The 20,553-nt window shown below is 62.7% G+C and carries 11 protein-coding genes; 3 read left to right on the plus strand and 8 right to left on the minus strand.

Going from position 1 to position 20,553, the window contains the following annotated elements; genetic code table 11:
• The 3 genes from CHB97_RS12880 to CHB97_RS12890 are packed head-to-tail and all read right to left on the minus strand — an operon-like array spanning position 1 to position 7,482.
• Entirely contained in the window at positions 1-2,514 is a 2,514-nt protein-coding gene (locus CHB97_RS12880; protein WP_089288392.1) for a glycoside hydrolase family 2 protein, read from the minus strand.
• Positions 2,511-5,549 carry a GH92 family glycosyl hydrolase gene (locus tag CHB97_RS12885; RefSeq protein ID WP_160105828.1) on the minus strand — a complete coding sequence of 1,013 codons (3,039 nt, stop codon included), beginning with the start codon at positions 5,547-5,549 and terminating at the stop codon, positions 2,511-2,513. The genes CHB97_RS12880 and CHB97_RS12885 overlap by 4 nt, the downstream gene beginning before the upstream one ends.
• Positions 5,542-7,482: a sodium:solute symporter family protein gene (locus CHB97_RS12890; RefSeq protein ID WP_200819928.1), complete on the minus strand. Its 1,941-nt coding sequence runs from the start codon at positions 7,480-7,482 to the stop codon at positions 5,542-5,544. Before CHB97_RS12890 ends, CHB97_RS12885 begins: the two co-directional genes overlap by 8 nt.
• Before the next feature lie 542 nt (positions 7,483-8,024).
• Between CHB97_RS12890 and CHB97_RS12895 the strand changes: the two genes are divergently transcribed.
• From CHB97_RS12895 to CHB97_RS12905, 3 genes are all read left to right on the plus strand, one after another.
• Positions 8,025-9,011: a LacI family DNA-binding transcriptional regulator gene (locus CHB97_RS12895; RefSeq protein WP_089288390.1), complete on the plus strand. Its 987-nt coding sequence runs from the start codon at positions 8,025-8,027 to the stop codon at positions 9,009-9,011.
• A 286-nt stretch (positions 9,012-9,297) separates the two neighbouring features.
• Positions 9,298-11,253: a hypothetical protein gene (locus CHB97_RS12900; protein ID WP_089288389.1), complete on the plus strand. Its 1,956-nt coding sequence runs from the start codon at positions 9,298-9,300 to the stop codon at positions 11,251-11,253.
• 223 nt (positions 11,254-11,476) lie between these two features.
• A complete protein-coding gene (locus CHB97_RS12905) occupies positions 11,477-13,825 on the plus strand; it encodes a GH92 family glycosyl hydrolase (RefSeq protein ID WP_089288388.1) in 2,349 nt (782 codons plus the stop codon).
• Between the two features lie 171 nt (positions 13,826-13,996).
• Here CHB97_RS12905 and CHB97_RS12910 read toward each other — a convergent pair whose 3' ends face one another.
• From CHB97_RS12910 to CHB97_RS12930, 5 genes are all read right to left on the minus strand, one after another.
• Positions 13,997-15,622 (minus strand): GMC family oxidoreductase, encoded by a 1,626-nt coding sequence (locus tag CHB97_RS12910; protein ID WP_089288387.1) that lies wholly within the window; start codon positions 15,620-15,622, stop codon positions 13,997-13,999.
• Between the two features lie 2 nt (positions 15,623-15,624).
• A complete protein-coding gene (locus CHB97_RS12915; protein ID WP_089288386.1) occupies positions 15,625-16,818 on the minus strand; it encodes an MFS transporter in 1,194 nt (397 codons plus the stop codon).
• A gap of 2 nt (positions 16,819-16,820) precedes the next feature.
• Complete coding sequence (locus CHB97_RS12920; protein WP_089288385.1) at positions 16,821-17,873, minus strand: sugar phosphate isomerase/epimerase; 1,053 nt, start codon at positions 17,871-17,873, stop codon at positions 16,821-16,823.
• Between the two features lie 200 nt (positions 17,874-18,073).
• Entirely contained in the window at positions 18,074-19,192 is a 1,119-nt protein-coding gene (locus CHB97_RS12925) for a Gfo/Idh/MocA family protein (RefSeq protein ID WP_200819929.1), read from the minus strand.
• A gap of 18 nt (positions 19,193-19,210) precedes the next feature.
• The gene (locus CHB97_RS12930; protein WP_089288383.1) at positions 19,211-20,542 is read right to left on the minus strand and encodes a glycoside hydrolase family 1 protein; all 1,332 of its coding nucleotides are present in this window, start codon (positions 20,540-20,542) and stop codon (positions 19,211-19,213) included.
• Between the last annotated feature and the right edge of the window lie 11 nt (positions 20,543-20,553).

A 20,553-nucleotide genomic window follows, 5' to 3' on the forward strand; every position in this document is an offset into this window, starting at 1 on the left:
TCATTCCCCCTTTTCGGTGCTGCCATGAACGGACATGACGCGCAGGCTGGCCGGATCGAATGCCCGCCCATCGCGCGGATGGATGCGCTTGGCCTCCCCCGGCAGCAGGTCGAAGAAATTATCGCTGAAATTCAGCGCCCTGGCCCCGCCATCCAGCGGATCGGCCAGCACCAGCACCCCGCGCGCATAGCGTTCGGCCCGCACCTCCACCCCGCCATCATCGCAGACGGCAAGGGTCAGGCCCGGTTCCGGCAAGTCTGCCGCCAGCAACGGGGCCAGCGGGTGGATATGCCGCACCACCTGTTCCGCCCCCTCCAGCAGGCGCAGCACCAGCAGCGCCTTGCCCGTCTGTGCCGGCGGGTCCAGCCGTGCCAGCAGGGTGGAACGGTTGGCCGGCACCGTCACCGCCTGTTCAGCCGACCAGATTTCCCCGCCAGCCAGATCGATCAACCGTGCCTGCAGCACCAGTGACCGATCCGCCATCAAATCGGAAATGGCGTGGATATCCAGCCCGCCCTGGCCCGCCGTGACCGACAGGATCAGCGGCGCGAAGGAGCGGGCGGCCTGATAATGCAGCGCTTTCCAGCGCCCGTAATAATCGATGCTGGACCAGGAAATTGCCGGCCAGCAATCATTGATCTGCCAATAAAGCGATCCCATGCAGAACGGCATATTGCGGCGGTGCGCCTCAAACGCCACGCGCAGCCCATCGGCCTGCACCAGCTGGCCCAGATAGCAGAAATCGCCAAAGCTGGCCGGTTCGCCAAAATGCTGGGCGATGAAGCGGCTGATGATGGCATTGCCGCGCGGATGCTTTTGATGCACCCCCATGACCGGGCTGTCCTTCGACCGGTCCGCCTGTTCCGTGAACCGCTCGACCGAGGGCAGCAGCGGATAGGATTGAAATCCGTATTCGCTCATAAAGCGGGACAGGCGCGCGTCATAGGTGGCAAAGGGCAATTCCCCATGCCACACACCCCAATAATGGCCATCACCCTTGCCATCCTCATCGGCATGTTCCCAATAACCGATGGGGGAGGAGGCGAAGTAAAACCGGCCGGCATCATGGGCTGCAACAATGCCGGGCAGCAATTCATCAAACAGCCGGCTGTTGCCGGCCACCATGGCGCTGTATTGTTCGGGGGAATAGCCGAACTTGGCCGGCCAGTCCCATTTATCAATACCCATGCTGATTTCATTATTGCCGCACCACAGCGCCAGACAGGCATGATGCCGCAACCGCTTCACCGCCTGTTCAGCCTCCAAAGCCACGCTTTCCATAAAGGCCGGATCGGACGGGTAGAGCGTGCAGGAGAACATGAAATCCTGCCAGATCAGGATGCCGTTCTGGTCGGCCAGATCATAGAACAGGTCATCCTCATAGGTGCCGCCGCCCCAGATGCGCAGCATGTTATAATTGGCACCCACGCAGTCCCGGAATAATTGCCGGTATCGTTCCGGCGACATGTTTTCCAGAAAACTGTCCGGCGGGATGTAATTGGCCCCTTTCATGAAGGTGGGGCGGCCATTGACCTTCAGATAGAAGCTCAGGCCCTGTTCGTCCGGCTGGCTCACCACCTCGATCGTGCGCAGGCCGATGGCGCGCTCCATCCGGTCCAACTCGTTCCCCTGCGCATCGCGCAGGCACAGGTGGAACCGGTAAAGGAATGCCTCGCCCAGACCATGGGGCCACCAGCGGCGGGGCTGGTCGATGCGGATCGCCAGCCGCTGTTCCTGCAAACCGGCATGGAGTTCCAGGTCCAGGGCGATCGGTTCCACCCCCGGCTGCTCGCAGGTAATTTCCAGCCGGGCGGCCCCCGGCTTCAGCCCTTCCAGGCCCAGCCGCAGTTCCACCAGCGCCACCTCATCGGCCAGCCGGATCAGGCGATGGGCGAAATCCACCAGCCGGGCTTGGCGCACCGCCTCCACCCAGATGGGCCGCCAGATGCCGGACGGCACCTGTTTCGGCCCCCAGTCCCAGCCGAAATGATAGGGTGCCTTGCGGGAATAGACGCTGGCCTTTACCGCCGTCTTGTCATTTTCCGCCGGATAGAGAAACCCGTCCCGCGCCTGCAGCGCCGCCGCACGGGTGACGGGGGATTGAAAGTAAACCCGCAGCAGGTTTTCCCCCGCCCGCAACAGCGGGCCGCAGGGCACCCGATGGCGGTGGAACATATTGTCCGATACCAGGATTTGCTGGCCATTCAGGCTGACCGTGGCATGGGTATCCAGCCCGTCGAACAGCAGCGCCAGTTCATCCGCGCCATCCAAACCTGCTGGCAGGTCGAAGCGGCATTCATATTCCCAATCCGCCGCCTCGATCCACTGGAAGTGGTTTTCATTGTCGCGGTGGAACGGGTCGCCAATCACGCCCTGGCGCAGCAGGTCGGTCACGTTGGAACCGGGCACCGTCGCCGGCAGCCAATCGGCATCGCCCGCCTTGCGGAAGCGCCATGTGCCGGCAAGCTGGCTGCGGCTGCCACCGATGGCCATATCCTGGGTCTTATTCGTCATTGCAGAATGATCTCATCAACAAAAAGCCAAGCGGGCCGTCCGGGCGCGCTGAGTGTGGGCGGCATGTCGCCGTGGGAGAAAATGCGGATCTGGTAAAGTGGTGCTGCAGCGCCGCTGACGGGAACCTGCACCCGCTCCACCTGCTGGCGGATGGCGGGGGCGGGCGGCACATCAACGGCCCCGCGCAGGGTGAGCGATGACGCATCACCCCCGGCCCACACCTCCACCCGGCGGGGCAGCATGATGCCGTTCATCGGGTCATCCAGCGCGCCCAGGGTGACGGTTTTCGCCTGTTTGGCCGTTCCCAGATCAATGCTGGCGGTGATATCGCCGGTGCGCCCGGTCCATTTCTTGTCGCCATAAAACTGGGTGCCCTGCACCTGATCGATCAGCATCGATCCATCGGCCTTGCCATAGGGCACCTTGTCCTGTTCCAGGCGGATACGCGGATATCCCGCTGCCAGCCCGGCGGTGATGGTGCGGAAATAGCGTTTTTCGAACACAGCACTCTGCTTGGCCCCGCCCAGCACCACCGCCTTCAGGTCGCTATCCCCCGTCAGGCGGATCGGCCCCTGATACAGCGTGGATTGCGGGCCGGGCTGGCTGCCATCCAGCGTATAGCGGATTTGCAGCCCCTGGTTCAGGCTGGTCAGTTCCACCGAACGGGCATCCGCGAAATAGGCGCCGTCTGCCGGATCATAAGGGGCCCAGGGCACCGGCGGGGCGGCCACCAGGGGCTGCTTATCGTCAAACGCCCCCAGGCTGGTCTGTTCCGGCTTGGTGGCGAAAGCTGGGTTGGGGTCCGGCCCCATGGCAAAGCGCAATTCCCCGCCCGCCATGATCTGTTCATGGCGGATGAAGCTGTTGGGATAGGGCTTCCCGTTCAGCCGCACCGACTGCACATAGATATTCCGGTCGGACAGATTGTCCGCGATCACGGTAAAGCGCTTGCCATTTTCCAGCCGGATACTGGCGCGCGGCTGATAGGGTGCGCCCAACTGATAGGTCAAATCACCCGGCGTGACGGGATAGAACCCCAGGGCGGAGAACAGATACCAGGCCGACATCTGGCCCAGATCTTCATTATTGACGATGCCATCGGGCCGGTCGGCATACATCTCCCGCAGCACGCGGTTCACATATTGTTGGGTCTTCCAGGGCTGGCCGGTCAGGTTATAGAGATAGGGCATATGGTGCCCCGGCTCGTCCCCATGGCCGTATTTGCCGACGAAGCCGGAAATATCCACATGCTGTTCGCCTTCCACCGGCGTCTCGTCAGTGAAAATCCGGTCCAGGAACTGGGCATAGCCCTGCCGCCCGCCATGCAGGCGGATGGCCGCCTGCATATCCTGCGGCGTATAGGTGCTATAGGCCCAGATATTGCCCGAGACATAATGCCGGTTCAGGCTGTCCCAGCGGTTGGTATCCAACGGCGCAAAGCGCCCATCGGCCAGCCGGGGCAGCAGATAGCCGGTCTTTTGATCGAACAGCAGCCGGTATCCAGTGGCCCGCGCGGCGAACAGGGCGGCATCCTCAGCCCTGCCCAGCTTGGCCGCCACCTGGCCGATCACCCAATCCTGATAATTCTGCTCCGTGGTTTTGGAAACCGAACTGGCCACGTCCGCCGGCACGAAACCATAGGCGAGGTAACCTTCCATGCCATTGCCATCATAGACATTGCTATGTTTGGTCAGATCAAAGGCACTGGCGCGGATGGCCTGATAGGCTGCCTGCTTATCGATGCCGGGAATATCCTTCAGCACCGCATCGGCGATGGGCGAGGTGATGGCATAGCCGATCATCACCCTATTATCATGGCCCACCGCCTCCCACGCTGGCAGCAGCATCCCGGCATCGGCATGGCGGGAAACCATGCTGGCCACCATCTCACCCGTCTTGCGCGTGTCGATGATGGTCAACAGCGGGTGCAGGGCGCGATAAGTATCCCAGCTTGAATAATTGCTATATTGCGGGATGCGAGAATGCCGCACCTGCCCGCCCGCATAATAATCCCCCGTCACGTCGGAGATCAGGCTGGGCGCGATGGAGGCGTGATACGCTGCGGTATAGAAGATGCGCTTCTTCACCGCCGGCACATCATCAATGGCAATGCGGCCCAACCGCTCCCGCCACAGGGCCTTCGCCTCGGCCAATGCCGTATCAAAGCCCTTGCCCGCCGCTTCCGCCTGGAAATTGGCCGACGCCCCTTCCAGGGAGGTGTGAGAGATGGCAACCGCCACCTCCACATCCGCCCCGCCCGCCGGGTCAAACGACAGCGCCGCCTTGATCGCCGGCCCGCTGGCGGCTTTGCCCGTCACGTTCTGATCCGCTGCCGTCACCTGTGCGGTGAATGGTCGGGAAAAACGGGCGTGGAAATAGACCTTGCGGTCGCCGGAACTCTGGCTGACCGCGTGTTTCCAGCCCCGCACCTCCCGGTCGGACAGAATCTCGATGCTGGTTTCCAGCGTATGGTCGCCCACCCCATGGGTGGGGTCCAGAATGATGAATTGCGGGGCCGACCCGTTGAAATGATAGCGGTGAAAACCGGCGCGCGGGCTGGCCGTTAATTCAGCTTCCACATCGGGCGTGTCCAGATGCACCCGGTAATATCCTGGCTTCGCCACCTCCCGCGCGTGGCTGAAGGCGGAGCGATAGCCGGTGACGGTGCCATCAGAGATACCGGCCCGCGTATCCCCCTGGCGCGCCGGCATCAGCAAGATGTCACCCAGGGCCGACAGGCCCGCCCCGCTGATATGGGTATGGGCGAAGCCTTTGATCACGCTGTCGCTGTAATGATAGCCCGATGTCCAGTTCCAGCCATCGCGGTCATTGGACGGCGATAGCTGCACCATGCCAAACGGCGTGGTGGCACCGGGGAAGACATGGCCATTCTGCCCCGTGCCGATGAACGGATCGACATAGGCGCTGGGGTCACTGACCGCCCCCACCTCTGCCTTCACGGGCGACACGGACCAGGGCAGGGCCACCCCCGCCAGCAGCAGGGCGGCCAGCGTCACCGCCGTTGATTTACGCATGGGAAACGGCCCCCTTGGCCGGCAGATCATGGGCGGCAGCGGCGGGCGGCGTGTCGGCCAGATTGGCCGGCCCCGTCACCCCATCCGGCCAATCGGCCAGCCGGCGATACCAGGTGCGCCACAGGATGGCACCGCCCAGCCCCACCACCGTCAGCGACAAGGCCAGCGCCCCCCAATTCTTCACCACCAGGAACACCGGCACCGCCACCAGGGCCGTTTGCAGCACGGTGCCGGTGATGATGTTGAACAGGTCGCGGCCAAAATCCCGGTTGCGGGTGATAGCCGGGTTTTCCGCCGCCAGGGCGCGCTGCACCGGCCCCCAGAAGCCCCAGGGCCGCACCTGCGCATAAAACCGCTTCAGCACCGCCATGTCGGTGGGCGGGGTCAACAGCGTGGCCGCCACCGCCCCCACCCCCGACACGGCGATGATCAGCGGGAACAGGTAAAGCGGCAGCAGCGAGCCCAGGTGCGGGAAATGCGGCCCAAACAGATAGGGGAAGCTCAACGAACAGACGATACCCGCCAGCATCCCGGCGAAATAGCCCTGGCCGTTGAAGCGCCACCAATACCATTTAATGACATTGGCCACCGTGTACCCGCCCCACAGGCCGGACACGATCCATTGCAGCGCGTCATTGATGGAGGAGACGAACAGCCCGATCCCCATGGACAGCAGAACAATGCCGGTGGACACGCCATAGCTCATCCGCACCAAGGTTTTCTGTTCGGCCTGCGGGTTGATGTAGCGGCGATAAACATCGTTGACGACATAGAGCGGGGCGGCATTCAGGCTGGACGCAAAGGTGGCCATAAACGCCGCCAGCAGCCCGGTAACGATCAGCCCCAACATGCCGGCAGGCGCAAAGGCGCGGATGGCGGCGGGCAGGATGCTTTCAAAATCCACACCCGACGGGCTGACCAGATCCAGCCGGTCAACATAAACCAGCGCCAGCACGGTAAAGCCGGCAATCATCAGATAGCGGATCGGCATCAGCACCACAGAGACGAAGCCCGTCAGCCGCGCGGCATCCCGCGGGGTGCGCGTGGCCAGGATGCGCTGCATGTCATAAGACGGGGCCGGCCCGGCGGCACTTTTCAGGATGCCGGAAAAGATCATCATCATGAACAGGGGCCCGAACAGGCCGAACCCGTCGGCGGCGATCTTCTGCTGTACCGGCGGCAGGATATTCTGCCAATCCAACCCCAGATGCCAGCCGAAGAACGGGCTCATCCAGCCATCCGGCGTGGCGGCGGCCAATTGCTCCGGCGTCACCAGCATCATGGCCAGCACGGCGATGAAGACGGACGCCACCGCCATGATGGAAAATTGCAGCACATCGGTCCAGACAATGCCCGGCATTCCGCCCAGCACCACATAGAGCGTCACCAAACTGGTGACGATGACGGCATAGACATTGGGCACCATGGCATGGGGAATATCGATGCCGACATAGGGGGCCACCATTTCCCACGGCACGAACAGTTCGACGAATTTGCCAATGCCGACAAAGGCATAGACCAGAAAACCGATCACGCAGATCAGCGCGAACAGCACCACCGACAGGTGAGAGGCGCGCGCACCGGCCCCGCCGCCGAAGCGGAATTCAATCCATTCCGCCCCGCTGCGCACATTGGACCGGCGCAGCCACAGGGCCAGAAAGGCCATCAGGAAAATCTGGTTGAACACAGGCCAGAGCCAGGGCAGCCAGATGCTTTTCAGGCCATAGACGAACAGCAGCGTCGTCAGCCACATGGTGCCGGAAATATCGAACATGCCCGACGCATCGGACAGGCAGAGCAGATACCAGGGCATTTTCTTGTTGCCCAGGTAATAGCTGTCCACGCTCTGCGCTGCCTTGCGGCGCAGGCCAAGCGCAATCAGCAGCGTTGCCACCAGATAGGCTGCAACAATCAACCCGTCGATCATGGACATGCCGTCCGCTCCCTATATCCTTAGTCCTTGAAAGGATTATTCTTCTTTTATGGTCTGTTGTGCCGGGGGTGGTGTGGTTTTTGGTCCCGGCTGGTGATTGCTCCCCTTGTCGCCATGCCTTCGGGCGTGGCAACCTCCTTACTCAATTGCACATTCCTGCCTCCCCCTTGATGAGCGGGGGTCCAGGGGCCAAAGGCACCCAAGCGTTGATACTGGTGGCCCCTGGATCCCCGCTTTCGCGGGGAAAGCACCTTATTCCAAGGGATTAACGTAGCGCCTGTGCGGAAAAGCGGAGGAAGCAATATCTTTTCGAACGAAGTCCCCCACCCCGCATGGCAGGCCAGAACCAAACCCGTGATGTAATCGATTTACTGTAATCGATTACATCACCTATAATCCATGACTTCGCGCGCTTGGCAAGCGAAAATCATTCCCGCCGCCCATAATCGCACCGCACCCTACACGGCACTTGACAGACAAATCCATAAACCGTCCCCTCCCCCCTGGGCGGCCCGAAGCACAACAAAGGAACGATTGAGCCGATGACCACCATCCTGGATGTTGCGCGCGTCTCCGGCCTGTCGACGGCCACCATTTCCCGCGCCCTGCGCAACCCGGAAAAGGTGGCGGCAGAAACGCGCGAGCGGGTGTTGAAGGCGGTGCGGGAGGTGGATTACCGGCCCAACATGCTGGCCCGCAACCTGCGCACCGACCGTTCCTTTACCGTACTGGTGCTGGTGCCCGGCATCACCAACCCGTTTTTCGCCAGCGTGACGGCGGGGATTGAGGCGACGGCCTGGCGGCGCGGCTATTCCGTGCTGATCGGCGATACTTGCGATTCGCGGGAGCGGGAGGCGCATTACGCCCAGCTGGTGGAAACCAGGCTGGCCGATGGGGTGATCCAGCTCAGCCCCGATTATGTGCCCGATGATCAGCGCCGCCCCCTGCCCTGCCCCGTGGTTCATGCCTGCGGCTGCGAGCTGACGGCGGCCCCGTCGGTGCGCATCGACAATGCTGGTGCTGCGCGCGAACTGGTGGAACATCTGTTGGCGCGTGGTCATCGCCGCATCGGCGTGATCAGCGGATCGCGGGAAAACCCGCACGCCATCGACCGGATGAAGGGCTATCATCAGGCGATGCAGGCCGCCGGGCTGGGGGTGGATGAAGCGCTGATCCAGTATGGTGATTTTTCCATGGAATCCGGCGCCCGCGCCGCCCGCGCCCTGGCGGCACTGCCCGACCGGCCGACGGCGCTTTTCTCCATGAATGATGAAATGGCCATCGGTGCCTTGCAGGCTTTGTCGCAGGCGGGATTGTCGGTGCCGGGCGACATGGCGGTTTGCGGTTTCGACGACATCAAATTCGCCGCCCACGCCATCCCCCCCCTGACCACCGTGGCCCAGCCGGGCAATGAGATGGGGGCCAAGGCCTGCGAAATCCTGCTGGATCGCATCGAAGGCAAAAACCAGGACAACGAAGTCCACATCCTGCCCCACCGCCTGATCCTGCGCGACAGCACGGGCGGGTGAGGGGCTGGCCGCTACCGGTCTCCTTCGTGTCTGTCTGCAAGGTCTTCATTCATTATCAAAATCTTACTGTATCCCCACCGTCACCCATGCTGCGGCCGGGGTCCAGGTTCGTAGAGCAATGCGCCTGTGATTCTGGCCCCCGGCCTTCGCCGGGGTGACGGTGACGAAGCACCCAAATTCCGAAAAACCCCAACCTGCTGCAGCTCCCGCCGCCGCCCTAAGGGCCCGCCGTTGCCCCACCCCATCCGGTGTGTTACGACGCATAAGTTCTACCCCGGATGCCACCATGCCCAACGCCCCGCAAATCCTCCCCCAGAATGACAAGGCCCTGATCAAGGCGGTGCGGGAGGGGCGCTTCTGGCCGCCGGTAGATGAATTACCAACACCGGAGCAACTGGCCGACGCCACCTTCGTCGCCACCATGCCCACCATCCAAGCTACCTCCATCCGCGCCCTGTGCCTCGGCCTCTGGGACGATGTGATCGCCGACCCAAAGGGCGTGCAGGTAGTCGGAGCCCGCATTGTCGGCGAACTGGACCTGTCCTTCGGCACGGGGCGGGGTCCGCTTGCCCTTCTACGTTGCCATTTCGCCGAAGAACTGGTCGTTCTACACGCCTACCTGCCGGCCCTTAACCTCAGTGGCAGCCATCTTGCCAAGGGTTTAAGGGGGGACGGGGTTCACATAGCCGGCTGCTTATTCTGCAACGACGGCTTCACCAGCAAAGGCGAGGTTCGCCTTCTGGGTGCGCAGATCGGTCGTGATGTTTATTTCAACAAGGCCAATCTTGACGGCGGAACAGGTGCCGCTCTGAGCGCGGATCGCATGGTCGTAACGGGTGGCGTGTTTTGTAGCGAAGGCTTCACCAGCAAAGGCGAGGTTCGGCTTCTGGGTGCGCAGATCGGCGGTACTGCTTCTTTCAACGAGGCCAATCTTGACGGCGGAACAGGTGACGCCCTGAGCGCGGATCGCATGGTCGTGAATGGCAACTTGTTTTGCCGCAACGGCTTCACCAGCAAAGGCGAAGTTCGCCTTCTCGGCGCGCAGATAAATGGTAACGTTGAATTCGATGGAGCCAAGCTTAACGGCGGAGAGGCGAGAGCCCTAAACGCGGACAGCATGGTCGTGAGGGGCAACTTGTTTTGCCGCAACGGCTTCACCAGCAAAGGCGAAGTTCTCCTTCTCGGCGCGCAGATAAACGGTAACGTTGAATTCGACGGAGCCAAGCTTAACGGCGGAGAGGCAGGAGCTCTAAACGCGGACGGCATGGTCGTGGATAGGGACTTGTACTTACGCGATACCTTTCAAAGCACCGGTAAGGTGAACCTTATCGCCGCAAAAATCGGGGGACTCCTGGGATGGTGCCCAACAAAAGGAACCGGAGAATTAAACCTTTCCCACGCCACTGCCGGCCAATGGGCTGATGATTGGGACAACGAAAAGAAAAAAGCGGGCGAGAAAAAAGAAAAACCAACCCTCAACCTCAACCATTTCACCTATGGGGCGTTCGCTGGCGACGGCAAAACAAAAACCGACAGCGCCACCCGGATTGCCTGGATTGAGGCGTCCCAGGGCGACGATTTCAAGCCCGGCCCCTATCGCACCCTGGCCCGCGTTCTGCGGGCGGCGGGGGATGATCGCGGGGCGCAGGATGTTGGTTTGGCGCTGGCGCGGGCTCGGGCCAAACATCTGGCAAAAACCTACTCCTGGCCACTGAACTGGCTCCACCGTCTGCTGAGCGGCTTTTTCGATGTTGCCATCGGACATGGGTATAGGCCATGGCGAGGCGCTGTCTGGCTGCTATATCTGCAGATCATTGGCACAATTGCCTTCGGCCTCAATGCCCCTACCATCTATGACTGCACGCCCAACGGAGACTGTCACAACATCGGCGGCCCCGGCCTGATCAAGCCCGCCGACCCGGTTTTCATCACCGAAAACCAGACGCGCAACCTACAGGCCCCCTCCCCCACCGCGCACGACATCGCCTACACACTCCCCCCCGAATACACGCCTTTCAACGCCTTCTGGTATTCCTTCGACACCCTGATCCCCTTAATCGACCTGGGCCAGGAAAAAGCCTGGAGCCCCAGCCCGCTGACAGCAAAATTCAGCGATGATATCCCCGGCTGGGGCCTCCTCTTCTACCTCTACTTCCACATCATCATGGGCTGGGTTCTCTCCACCCTGACCGTGGTGGCCCTGACCGGCCTGATCAAGCGTGACCCGGAGGGGGAGGAATAGCAGGCCGCGCCCTGCCCTTCGCCGCAATTCCCGTAGCGCCATCAAATGTAATCCATTACATTGGCGAAAAACCACGGGCATTGGGCGTCAGCCCATTCTATGCAGGGGGAGAGAAAATTGATCACCAGCCTTGATATCGGCGGGCATCACCATGCCACCGTCGGGCTTCCCGGCTGACCAGCATCCCGCCCGCCCCATCCGCGCTGCCAAAGGGAGGACGCCCATGTCCCGCACCATCCGTTTGAAACCCGCCCGCCATCTGGTCCCTGCCCTGCTGGCGGCCTTGCTGCTGACCAGCACGGCCATCCTGCCGGCCCCGGCGCAAATGGCGGCCCCCGCCGATCTGGCCAACCCGCTGATCGGCACCGACAGCAATTTTGAACTGTCCAACGGCAATACCTATCCGGCCATCGCCCTGCCCTGGGCGATGAATTTCTGGACGCCGATGACCAACAAGATGGGCGATGGCTGGGCCTATCGCTATGATGACACCAAACTGCGCGGCTTCAAACAGACGCACCAGCCCAGCCCCTGGCTGAATGATTATGGCGCCTTCTCCCTGATGGCCGTCACCGGTGATCTGAAGATCGAGGAAGAAGCCCGCGCCTCCTGGTTCAGCCACAAGGCTGAAATCGCGCGCCCCTATTATTACAGCGCCTATCTGGCTGACCATGATGTGACGGTGGAAATCGCGCCCACCGAGCGGGCCGCCCATTTCCGCTTCACCTTCCCGGAGAATGATCACAGCTATATCCTGCTGGATGCCTTCAATGGCGGATCAATGGTGACGATCCTGCCGGAACAGCGGCGCATCATTGGCTATGCCCGTAACAATCATGGCGGGGTGCCGGCCAACTTCCATAATTACTTCGTGGCCGAATTCGACCATGATTTTGAGCTTGTGCAAAGCTGGGGCGATGGCTGGAAGCCCCTGCCCGGCAGCCGCGAAGCCAAGGGCGACCATGTCGGCGCCGTCATCGGCTTTAAAACCAAGCGCGGCGAACAGGTGCAGGTGCGCGTCGCCTCCTCCTTCATCAGCCCGGAACAGGCGGAACTGAACCTACGCCGCGAAATCGGCACCCAAGATTTCGACACCACCAAACAGAAGGCAGCCACCGCCTGGAATAACGAACTGGGCCGCATCCGCATTGAAGACCCCGATCAGGATGCGGTACGCACCTTCTATTCAGCCCTCTACCGCACCCAGCTTTTCCCCCGCGCCTTTCACGAGGTGGATGCCAAGGGCAATATCCAGCATTACAGCCCCTATAATGGCCAGGTACTGCCGGGGCGGATGTTTACCGATAATGGTTTCTGGGACACGTTCCGCGCCGTCTTCCCGCTCTTCACCCTGCTGCGCCCCGATCTGGATGGCCAGATCATGGAAGGGCTGGTGAACACTTATCAGGAATCCGGCTGGCTGCCGGAATGGGCCAGCCCGGGCCACCGGGATGTGATGATCGGCTCCAACTCCGCCATCATCATTGCCGATGCCTGGCTGAAAGGCATCCGGGGCTATGACATTGAAAAGCTTTATGAGGCGATGAAGAAGAACGCCACCACCGACCGGGGCCGCCCGCTCTCCGACGATGGCAAGGTGATCAGTTCGGTCGGCCGCGAAGGGGTGGATTATTATAACCGCCTCGGCTATGTGCCCTATGATGTCGGCATCAAGGAAAATGCCGCCCGCACCCTGGAATATGCCTTTGCTGATTTCAATCTGGCCCGGCTGGCCGAAGCGCTCGGCAAGAAGCAGGATGCCAAGCTGTTCTATGAACGCGCCGGCAATTACCGCAAGCTGTTCGATAAAGAAACCGGCTGGATGCGGGGCCGCAACAAGGATGGCCAGTTCCAATCCCCCTTCAACCCGCTGAAATGGGGCGATGCCTTCACCGAAGGCAATGCCATGCACTATAGCTGGTCAGTCTTCCACGATATCCAGGGGTTGATCAATCTGATGGGCGGTGACGCGGCCTTCACCGCCAAGCTGGACAGCGTGTTCGATACGCCGCCAATCTTTGATGACAGCTATTACGGCTTCACCATCCATGAGATCCGGGAGATGCAGATCGTCAACATGGGCAACTATGCCCATGGCAACCAGCCGATCCAGCACATGATCTATCTCTATAATTACGCCGGCCAGCCCTGGAAGGCGCAGGCGCATCTGCGCGATGTGATGCGCCGCCTCTATCTCAACAGCCCCGATGGCTATGCGGGGGATGAGGATAATGGCCAGACCTCGGCCTGGTACGTGTTCAGCGCCCTGGGCTTCTATCCCGTCACACCGGGCAGCGGCCAATATGTCATCGGCTCTCCCTTGTTCCGGCTGGCGGAGATCACCCTGCCCACGGGCAAGAAACTGCGGGTGGAGGCCCCGGCCAACAGCCCGGCCAATGTCTATGTCCAGTCCGTCAGCCTGAACGGCAAGCCGCTGAACCGCACCTGGCTGACGCATGAGGAGCTGATGCAGGGCGGTACCCTGCATTTTGACATGGGGCCGCAGCCGAACAAGGCATGGGGTACGGGCCCCGGCGCCGCCCCCTTCTCCATGACCAGCCGCAACAACTGATCCGCTTTTCTAATACCAATCCGCCGAGGGTTTGACCCTTGGCGGATTGGAGGCCGGCGACTGCCGGCTCAGCACCTCGTGGCGCGTAAGCCAAGCTGCCGGATGGCAGCGCCCGGCGTCTGAGGGAACAAAAAATCTCCCTTGATCGTGACCGATCAAGGGAGATTGGTATCATCCCGCATCTTCCAGGATCAGTTCCGCCGCCCGCCAGCCGACAACCATGGCCGGGCCATTGGTGTTGCCGGCGGGCGGAACGGGCATGACGGAGCAATCCACCACCCGCAGCCCCTGGATGCCATGCACCCGCAGCCTTCCATCGACCACCCCATCCGTCGGCCCGCCCATGCGGCAGGTGCCGGTGGCGTGAACGCCGGGGCTGGTCAGCCATTCCAGCACCTCCGCGATCTGTTCATCGCTTTCAATGCGGGGGCCGGGCACCACCTCTTCCCCGACAAAATGCTTCAGCGCCGGCTGGCGCATGTAGCGGCGGACCAGCCGCACCATTTCCACCATGAAGGCCTTGTCGGCCGGGTCACCCCACCAGTTGGCATCCACCTCGATCTGGTCGGTGACATCGCCGCTGCGGATGGACACGGTACCCCGGCTTTTCGGGCGCAGGGCGATGGCATTGACGGTGATGCCGGGCTTATCCTCCAAGGCACCGCGCCCCGGATCGGCCTTGATCTCCTCGGATGAGCGCATGGAGAAGGGGCCGATGCCGAACTGCACATCCGGCCAGTCAGATCGCCCCTGCAGCGATAACAGCGCCGTCACCTCTGGCGAGGTATAGGCCATCAACCCCTTGCGCGTCAGGTAATAGCGCAGCGCGTGCGTCATCAGACGCCAGCCGGAAAACTCCTTATTGAAACCGGGGTCATTATGCAGCCGGTAGGACAGGGAGATCATGGCATGGTCGGCCAGATGGCGGCCCACGGCGGCCAGATCGTGCTGCACCGCCACCCCGGCGCGGGTCAGCACTTCCACCGGCCCGATGCCGGATAATTGCATCAGCTTGGGGCTTTGCAGCGCACCGGCGGACAGGATCACCTCCCGCCCCGCCTTGATGATGCGGACACCATTGGCGGTGCGGACCTTAATGCCGACGGCGCGCTTGCCCTCCAGCTCCACCTTTTCCACCAGGGCATCGGTCAGCACGGTCAGGTTGGGGCGGGACAAGGCCGGCTTCAGGAACGCGCGATAGCTGGAGGCGCGGCGCCCGCGCCGATCCACGGTTGCCTGGGTATAGCCGATGCCAAGCGTGCCGGGCGTATTGATATCGCTGAGGCGCGGCAGGCCCATTTCCACCCCCGCCTCAATGCTGGCGGCAATGGCCGGGGAGCGATAGGGCAGCTGCGTCACCTGCAACGGCCCATCGCTGCCGCGCGTCCTGTGCGCCCCGTCCACGCGATAGCTTTCCATGGCCTGGAAGCAGCGGGAAATCTCCGTCCAGGCCCATTCCTTATGTCCGGCGGCGGCCCAGCCATCATAATCAGCCGGCATCCCGCGCAAGTACCAGGTGCCGTTGGTGGAGCTGGAGCCGCCCAGGCCGCGACCATAGGGCCAGACCTCTCCCGCCGGGCGGCCGGCCTGCGGCTTGATGGGGAAATGCCAGAAATAGGTGGGGTTGCCGAACATCTTCATGAAGGCGCGCGGCATGTTGACCAGTTCGGTCTCATTCCGTCCGCCGGCTTCCACCAGCAGCACCTTATGCTTGCCGCTGGCGCTCAACCGGTCAGCCAGCACACAGCCCGACGATCCTGCCCCCACAATGATAAAGTCGTAAACGGTCTCAGTCATGATCAGGCATTCACAGTTGAGGTGGAGCGGTTGCCCGCCGGGATCAGGCGGGCCAGAAACGCAAAGACCAGGGTGAGGATACCCAGTGCCGTCATGGCAGGGGTCAGGCCGCCGGTCAGGCTGGTGGTGACGGCGACGAGGCCACCACAGGCGAAGGTGCCGCTGAAGAAGGCGGTGGCCCAGATGCCCATGCCGCGCCCGCGCTGTTCCAGCGGCAGGATGGCCTGCCCCCAGGCCATCAGGGCGGGGATGACGAAGCCGCCACCGACCTGCTGGATGACCGCCCCCAGCGACACCACCTGCCAGGTCGGACCCAGGCCGATCACCAGCTGGCCCACGCCAATCAGCACGCCGGTCAGCCCCAATAACTGGCCGATGGACCAGTGATGCACCCGACGATAAAGGATCGCCCCGCCAATATAGGCGATGCTGGTCGCCGACTGGATCAGGCCGATCTGCGTGGACGATCCCGCCCCCTTGGCATCCAGCACGCGGGCGATGTTCAGCGGTTCCACATAATAAAGTGCGGAGGTCACCAGGGTGACGCCACCGATCAGGAACGCCTCTTTCCAGGGATAGGGAAGCTGGGGCCGCGCGGCGGCAGGGCTGCCGCCGGAAGCCTTGGGCTCATCAATAAACAACAGCGCCATGATCAGGCCGGGAATGGCCAGGAGATAGATGGCGAAGGGGCCGCGCCAGCTGATATCCGCCAGCGCCCCGCCCGCCGCGATCAGGCCCGTACCGGCCACCGAAATGGAAATGCCAACCCAGGCTGTCCAGCGATGGCGCTGTTCACCGAAATAATCGCCGATCAGGGCGCTGGAAATGGTGATGGCAAAGGCCTCTGCCATGCCCAGTACCGCCCGGCTGGCGATGATCAGGCCCAGATCATTCACGAACAGAGGCACCAGTCCGGCCAGCACATAAAGCGCCATGCCGAAGATGAAACTGCGCCGCCGGCCATAGCGGTCGGCAATGATCCCCGCCAGCGAGGAGAACAGCGCCGCACAGAGCGAGGGGGCGGTGACAATGGCCGGGATCAGGAAACCGGCATTGGGGTGGGCGCCAAACTCGGCAAACAGTTTGGGAATGGCAGGAAACAGGGAGACAATCGCCATCACCGGCAATATCTGGGCGTAAATCAGGGTGATGCCCTTGGCCGTCGTTCCCTGTCCGGCTGTTGTCAGTTTGCTCATGATCACAGCCCCATCAGACGGCGGTTCAGGGCGCGGTCGGCCCCGGCGGCGGCGAAATCATCGAAGGCTTTTTCGGTGACCCGGATAATGTGGCGGTCGATGAAGGGCGCCCCTTCCGCCGCCCCGGCCTCTGGATGTTTCAGGGCGCATTCCCATTCCAGCACGGCCCAGCCGGGGAAATCATATTGCGCCATCTTGGTGAAGATGGCGGCGAAATCGACCTGTCCATCACCCAGCGACCGGAACCGGCCCGGCCGGTCAACCCAGCCCTGATAGCCGCCATAAACGCCGCTGCGCCCATTGGGCCGGAATTCCGCATCCTTCACATGAAAGCATTTGATGCGGGCGTGATAGAGGTCGAGGAAGGCCAGATAATCCAGCTGCTGCAGCACAAAATGGCTGGGATCGTAGAGGATGTTGGCGCGCGGATGGTTGCCCACCCTGTCCAGAAACATCTCAAACGTCACCCCATCATGCAGATCTTCACCGGGATGCAGTTCAAAGCCGATATCGACGCCATTTTCGTCAAACACGTCCAGAATGGGCCGCCAGCGGCGGGCCAGCTCATCAAACGCATCTTCCACCAGCCCCGCCGGACGCTGCGGCCAGGGATAGAGATAGGGCCAGGCCAGCGCACCGGAGAAGCTGGCATGGGCCGTCAGGCCCAACCGGCGGGAGGCCACGGCCGCCAGCTTCAGCTGTGCCACCGCCCATTCCTGCCGGGCCGCCGGGTTGCCGCGCACAGCGGGGGCGGCGAAACCGTCAAACTGCGCATCATAGGCGGGATGGACGGCGACCAGCTGGCCCTGCAGATGGGTGGACAGTTCGGTCAACGCCAGCCCGTGCCGGGCCAGCGTGCCCAGCACCTCATCACAATAATCCTGGCTTTCCGCAGCCTTGGACAGATCAAACAGCCGCTGATCCCAAGAGGGTATCTGCACGCCCTTATAGCCCAGGCCGGCCACCCAGCCGGCAATGGCATCCAGGGAATTGAACGGGGCGGCATCGCCCGCGAACTGGGCCAGAAAGATACCGGGCCCCTTGATCGTCCTCATCCGCGTTTCTCCCGAATTTCTCGTTTTTCCAATCTCCCTGGATCGTGACCGATCCAGGGAGATTATGCGTTCCCTCAGGCGCCGGGCGGCGGCATCCGCCGCCTTGGCTTACGCGCCCACGCGGGCGCGGGCCGGCGGTCGCCGGCCTCCAATCCGCCTAAAGCTAAACCTTTAGGCGGATTGGTATTATTCCGGTGGTGTCAGCCGGTGAAATCCACCCAGCCGGCATTTTCCCGGCTGGCCCGCACGGCTGTATCGATGAAGGCCATGCCGCGCAGCCCATCGGCCAGACCGGGCAGCAGCGGGGCTGCCTCCCCCCGCAGCAACCGGGCGAAATCGCGGTAGAGATTGGCGAATGCTTCCAGATAGCCCTCCGGGTGGCCGCCCGGCGTGCGGCTGGCCTGCAATGCTGCCGGCGACAGGCCGGGATCGCCGGCGCGGATCAGTTCGCTGCGCCCATCGGCATGGGACAGCCACAGGCTGTTGGGCTCCTCCTGTCGCCAATCCAGCCCGGCTTTGTCGCCATAAATCCGCAACCGCAGTCCATTGCGCTCACCCACCGAAATCTGGCTGGCCAGCAACACGCCGCGCGCACCATTGTCGAAACGCAGCAGGATCTGGCAATCATCATCCAGCGCCCGGCCCGGCACGACGCTGCCCAGATCGGCCAGCAGCTTCACCACCTTATGACCACTGACAAACTCCGCCAGATGGAAGGCATGGACGCCGATATCCGCGATGCAGCCGCCGATGCCGGCGCTGGCCGGATCAACCCGCCAGGCCGCCTGCTTGCCCACAGCCTCCCCCGCCAGCCAGCCTTGCGGATATTCCACCACCAGCTTGCGGATGGTGCCGAGCGCGCCTGCGGCGATGCGGGCCTTGGCCTCCCGCACCAGCGGATATCCGGCATAGGTGTAGGTGACGCCGAAGGGCAGGCCGGCGCGCGCCACCACCCCTTCCAGGGTCTGTGCCTCTGCCAGTGTCGCCGTCAGCGGCTTGTCGCACATGACGGCGATACCGGCTTCCAGGGCCGCACGGGCGGCGGTCAAATGGTGGCGGTTGGGGGTGGCGATCACCACCATTTCAATCCCGTCCGCCCGGTCCCGCTCCGCCACCAGCATGGCGTCGAGCGAGGGATAGGAGCGGTCAGGACCAATGCCATAGGCGGCCCCGCCGGCGATGGAGCGGGCGGCATCGCTGGAAAAGGCCCCGGCGACCAGTTCGATCTCCCGGTCCATTTCCGCCGCCAGCCGGTGGACCGGGCCGATGAAGGCACCGGGTCCACCGCCCACCATCCCCATGCGGATACGTCGTTTCATGGCCTTGGTCCTTGTTGATCAGCAGGCATTGGCGCGGGCAATGGCGCCCAGCACCGCCGCACTGGGCTTGGGCGTGCGGGCGAATGTCTGGCGATCCAGGCTGTGCAGCCCGTATTGCGGCTTATAGCCAAAGCCCCATTCGAAATTGTCGATCAGCGACCAGTGGAAATAGCCCTTCACCGGCACACCATCGGCGATCACCTTGTGCAGTTCCGTCAGGGCCGCCGGGATCAGGCGCTGGCGCACCCCGTCATCGGGTGTATTCACCCCATGTTCGGTGACGATCACCGGCACCTTGGCGATGGAATGGGCATAGCGCACCACACCGGCCAATGAGGCCGGATAGACCTCCGCCCCGCTCATGTTGCGGTCGCCGCCGGGCGGCGGCACCACACGGCCCTTGGCATCCCACAGGGCGCGTTCGTAATTCTGCACGCCGACAAAATCATCCTGCTGTGCGGCGCGCAGCCAGGGGGCGTAGAGCTGTTCGCGCACGCTGTCGCGTTTGCTGGTATCTTTGCCCACAGCCTGATCATCGATCATGGCCAGCGTCACGCCGACGGGCAAATTGCTGCGTTCTGCTTTGATGGCCTGTCGGCCCTGCGCATGGCCCTTCAGCAGATGGGCCTGAACGACGACAGGATCGGGGTACCAGACATTGTTACCGGCCAGGAACAGTGGCACGCCAAAGCGCTTGGCCACCGCCTCACACGCCGCCTTGTCCGCCGGCACCAGCCAACTGCTCACCGAAGGGGGCAATATGGAGGGCAAATACCCCGCATGATTGGGTTCATTCAAGGTCGCCGCATAGGCGATGCCGTCCCCCAGATGCGCCGCCGCCTTGGCGCAAAAGCGGGCGAACAGGTCCGGCGCCTCTGGGTTATGCCAGCCGCCGGCCAGCGCGAACCAAAGCGGATTGGAGAAATGGTTGAAGGTCACCACCGGCTTCAGTCCGCGCGTGTGGCAGCCCTCGATGATGCGCTTGTAATGATCCAGCATGGCGATGGAGAATTCGCCCTGCCGGGGTTCAATCCGCGCCCATTCCAGGCTGAAGCGATAGGCGCTCAGCCCCGTATTCTTGACCAGATCAAGATCGACAGGCCACAGCATGAAGCTGTTCGCCGCATCCCCGGCCACATCGGCATAGGGCGATCCGGGCGCACGTTCCGCCGTCCAGATGTCGGAATTAATATTGTTGCCTTCCACCTGATAGGCGGCTGTCGAAGCCCCCCAGAGGAAACCATCCGGAAACTTGCGAGCACCCGTGGCCGCCATGGCGGGCAAGGCACGCGCAGCCGCCGCAACGCCCAGACCAGCCAGGCCCAAACCGATTTGCCGCCTCGTGAACATGTTTCCAACTC

The sequence above is a fragment of the Azospirillum sp. RU38E genome, from assembly GCF_900188385.1.
Lineage (GTDB): Bacteria > Pseudomonadota > Alphaproteobacteria > Azospirillales > Azospirillaceae > Niveispirillum.

Coding starts and splice junctions, on each gene's coding strand:
- CHB97_RS12880 (WP_089288392.1), bottom strand. CDS start 2,514: ATGACGAATAAGACCCAGGATATGGCCATCGGTGGCAGCCGCAGCCAG.
- CHB97_RS12885 (WP_160105828.1), bottom strand. CDS start 5,549: ATGCGTAAATCAACGGCGGTGACGCTGGCCGCCCTGCTGCTGGCGGGG.
- CHB97_RS12890 (WP_200819928.1), bottom strand. CDS start 7,482: ATGTCCATGATCGACGGGTTGATTGTTGCAGCCTATCTGGTGGCAACG.
- CHB97_RS12895 (WP_089288390.1), top strand. CDS start 8,025: ATGACCACCATCCTGGATGTTGCGCGCGTCTCCGGCCTGTCGACGGCC.
- CHB97_RS12900 (WP_089288389.1), top strand. CDS start 9,298: ATGCCCAACGCCCCGCAAATCCTCCCCCAGAATGACAAGGCCCTGATC.
- CHB97_RS12905 (WP_089288388.1), top strand. CDS start 11,477: ATGTCCCGCACCATCCGTTTGAAACCCGCCCGCCATCTGGTCCCTGCC.
- CHB97_RS12910 (WP_089288387.1), bottom strand. CDS start 15,622: ATGACTGAGACCGTTTACGACTTTATCATTGTGGGGGCAGGATCGTCG.
- CHB97_RS12915 (WP_089288386.1), bottom strand. CDS start 16,818: ATGAGCAAACTGACAACAGCCGGACAGGGAACGACGGCCAAGGGCATC.
- CHB97_RS12920 (WP_089288385.1), bottom strand. CDS start 17,873: ATGAGGACGATCAAGGGGCCCGGTATCTTTCTGGCCCAGTTCGCGGGC.
- CHB97_RS12925 (WP_200819929.1), bottom strand. CDS start 19,192: ATGAAACGACGTATCCGCATGGGGATGGTGGGCGGTGGACCCGGTGCC.
- CHB97_RS12930 (WP_089288383.1), bottom strand. CDS start 20,542: ATGTTCACGAGGCGGCAAATCGGTTTGGGCCTGGCTGGTCTGGGCGTT.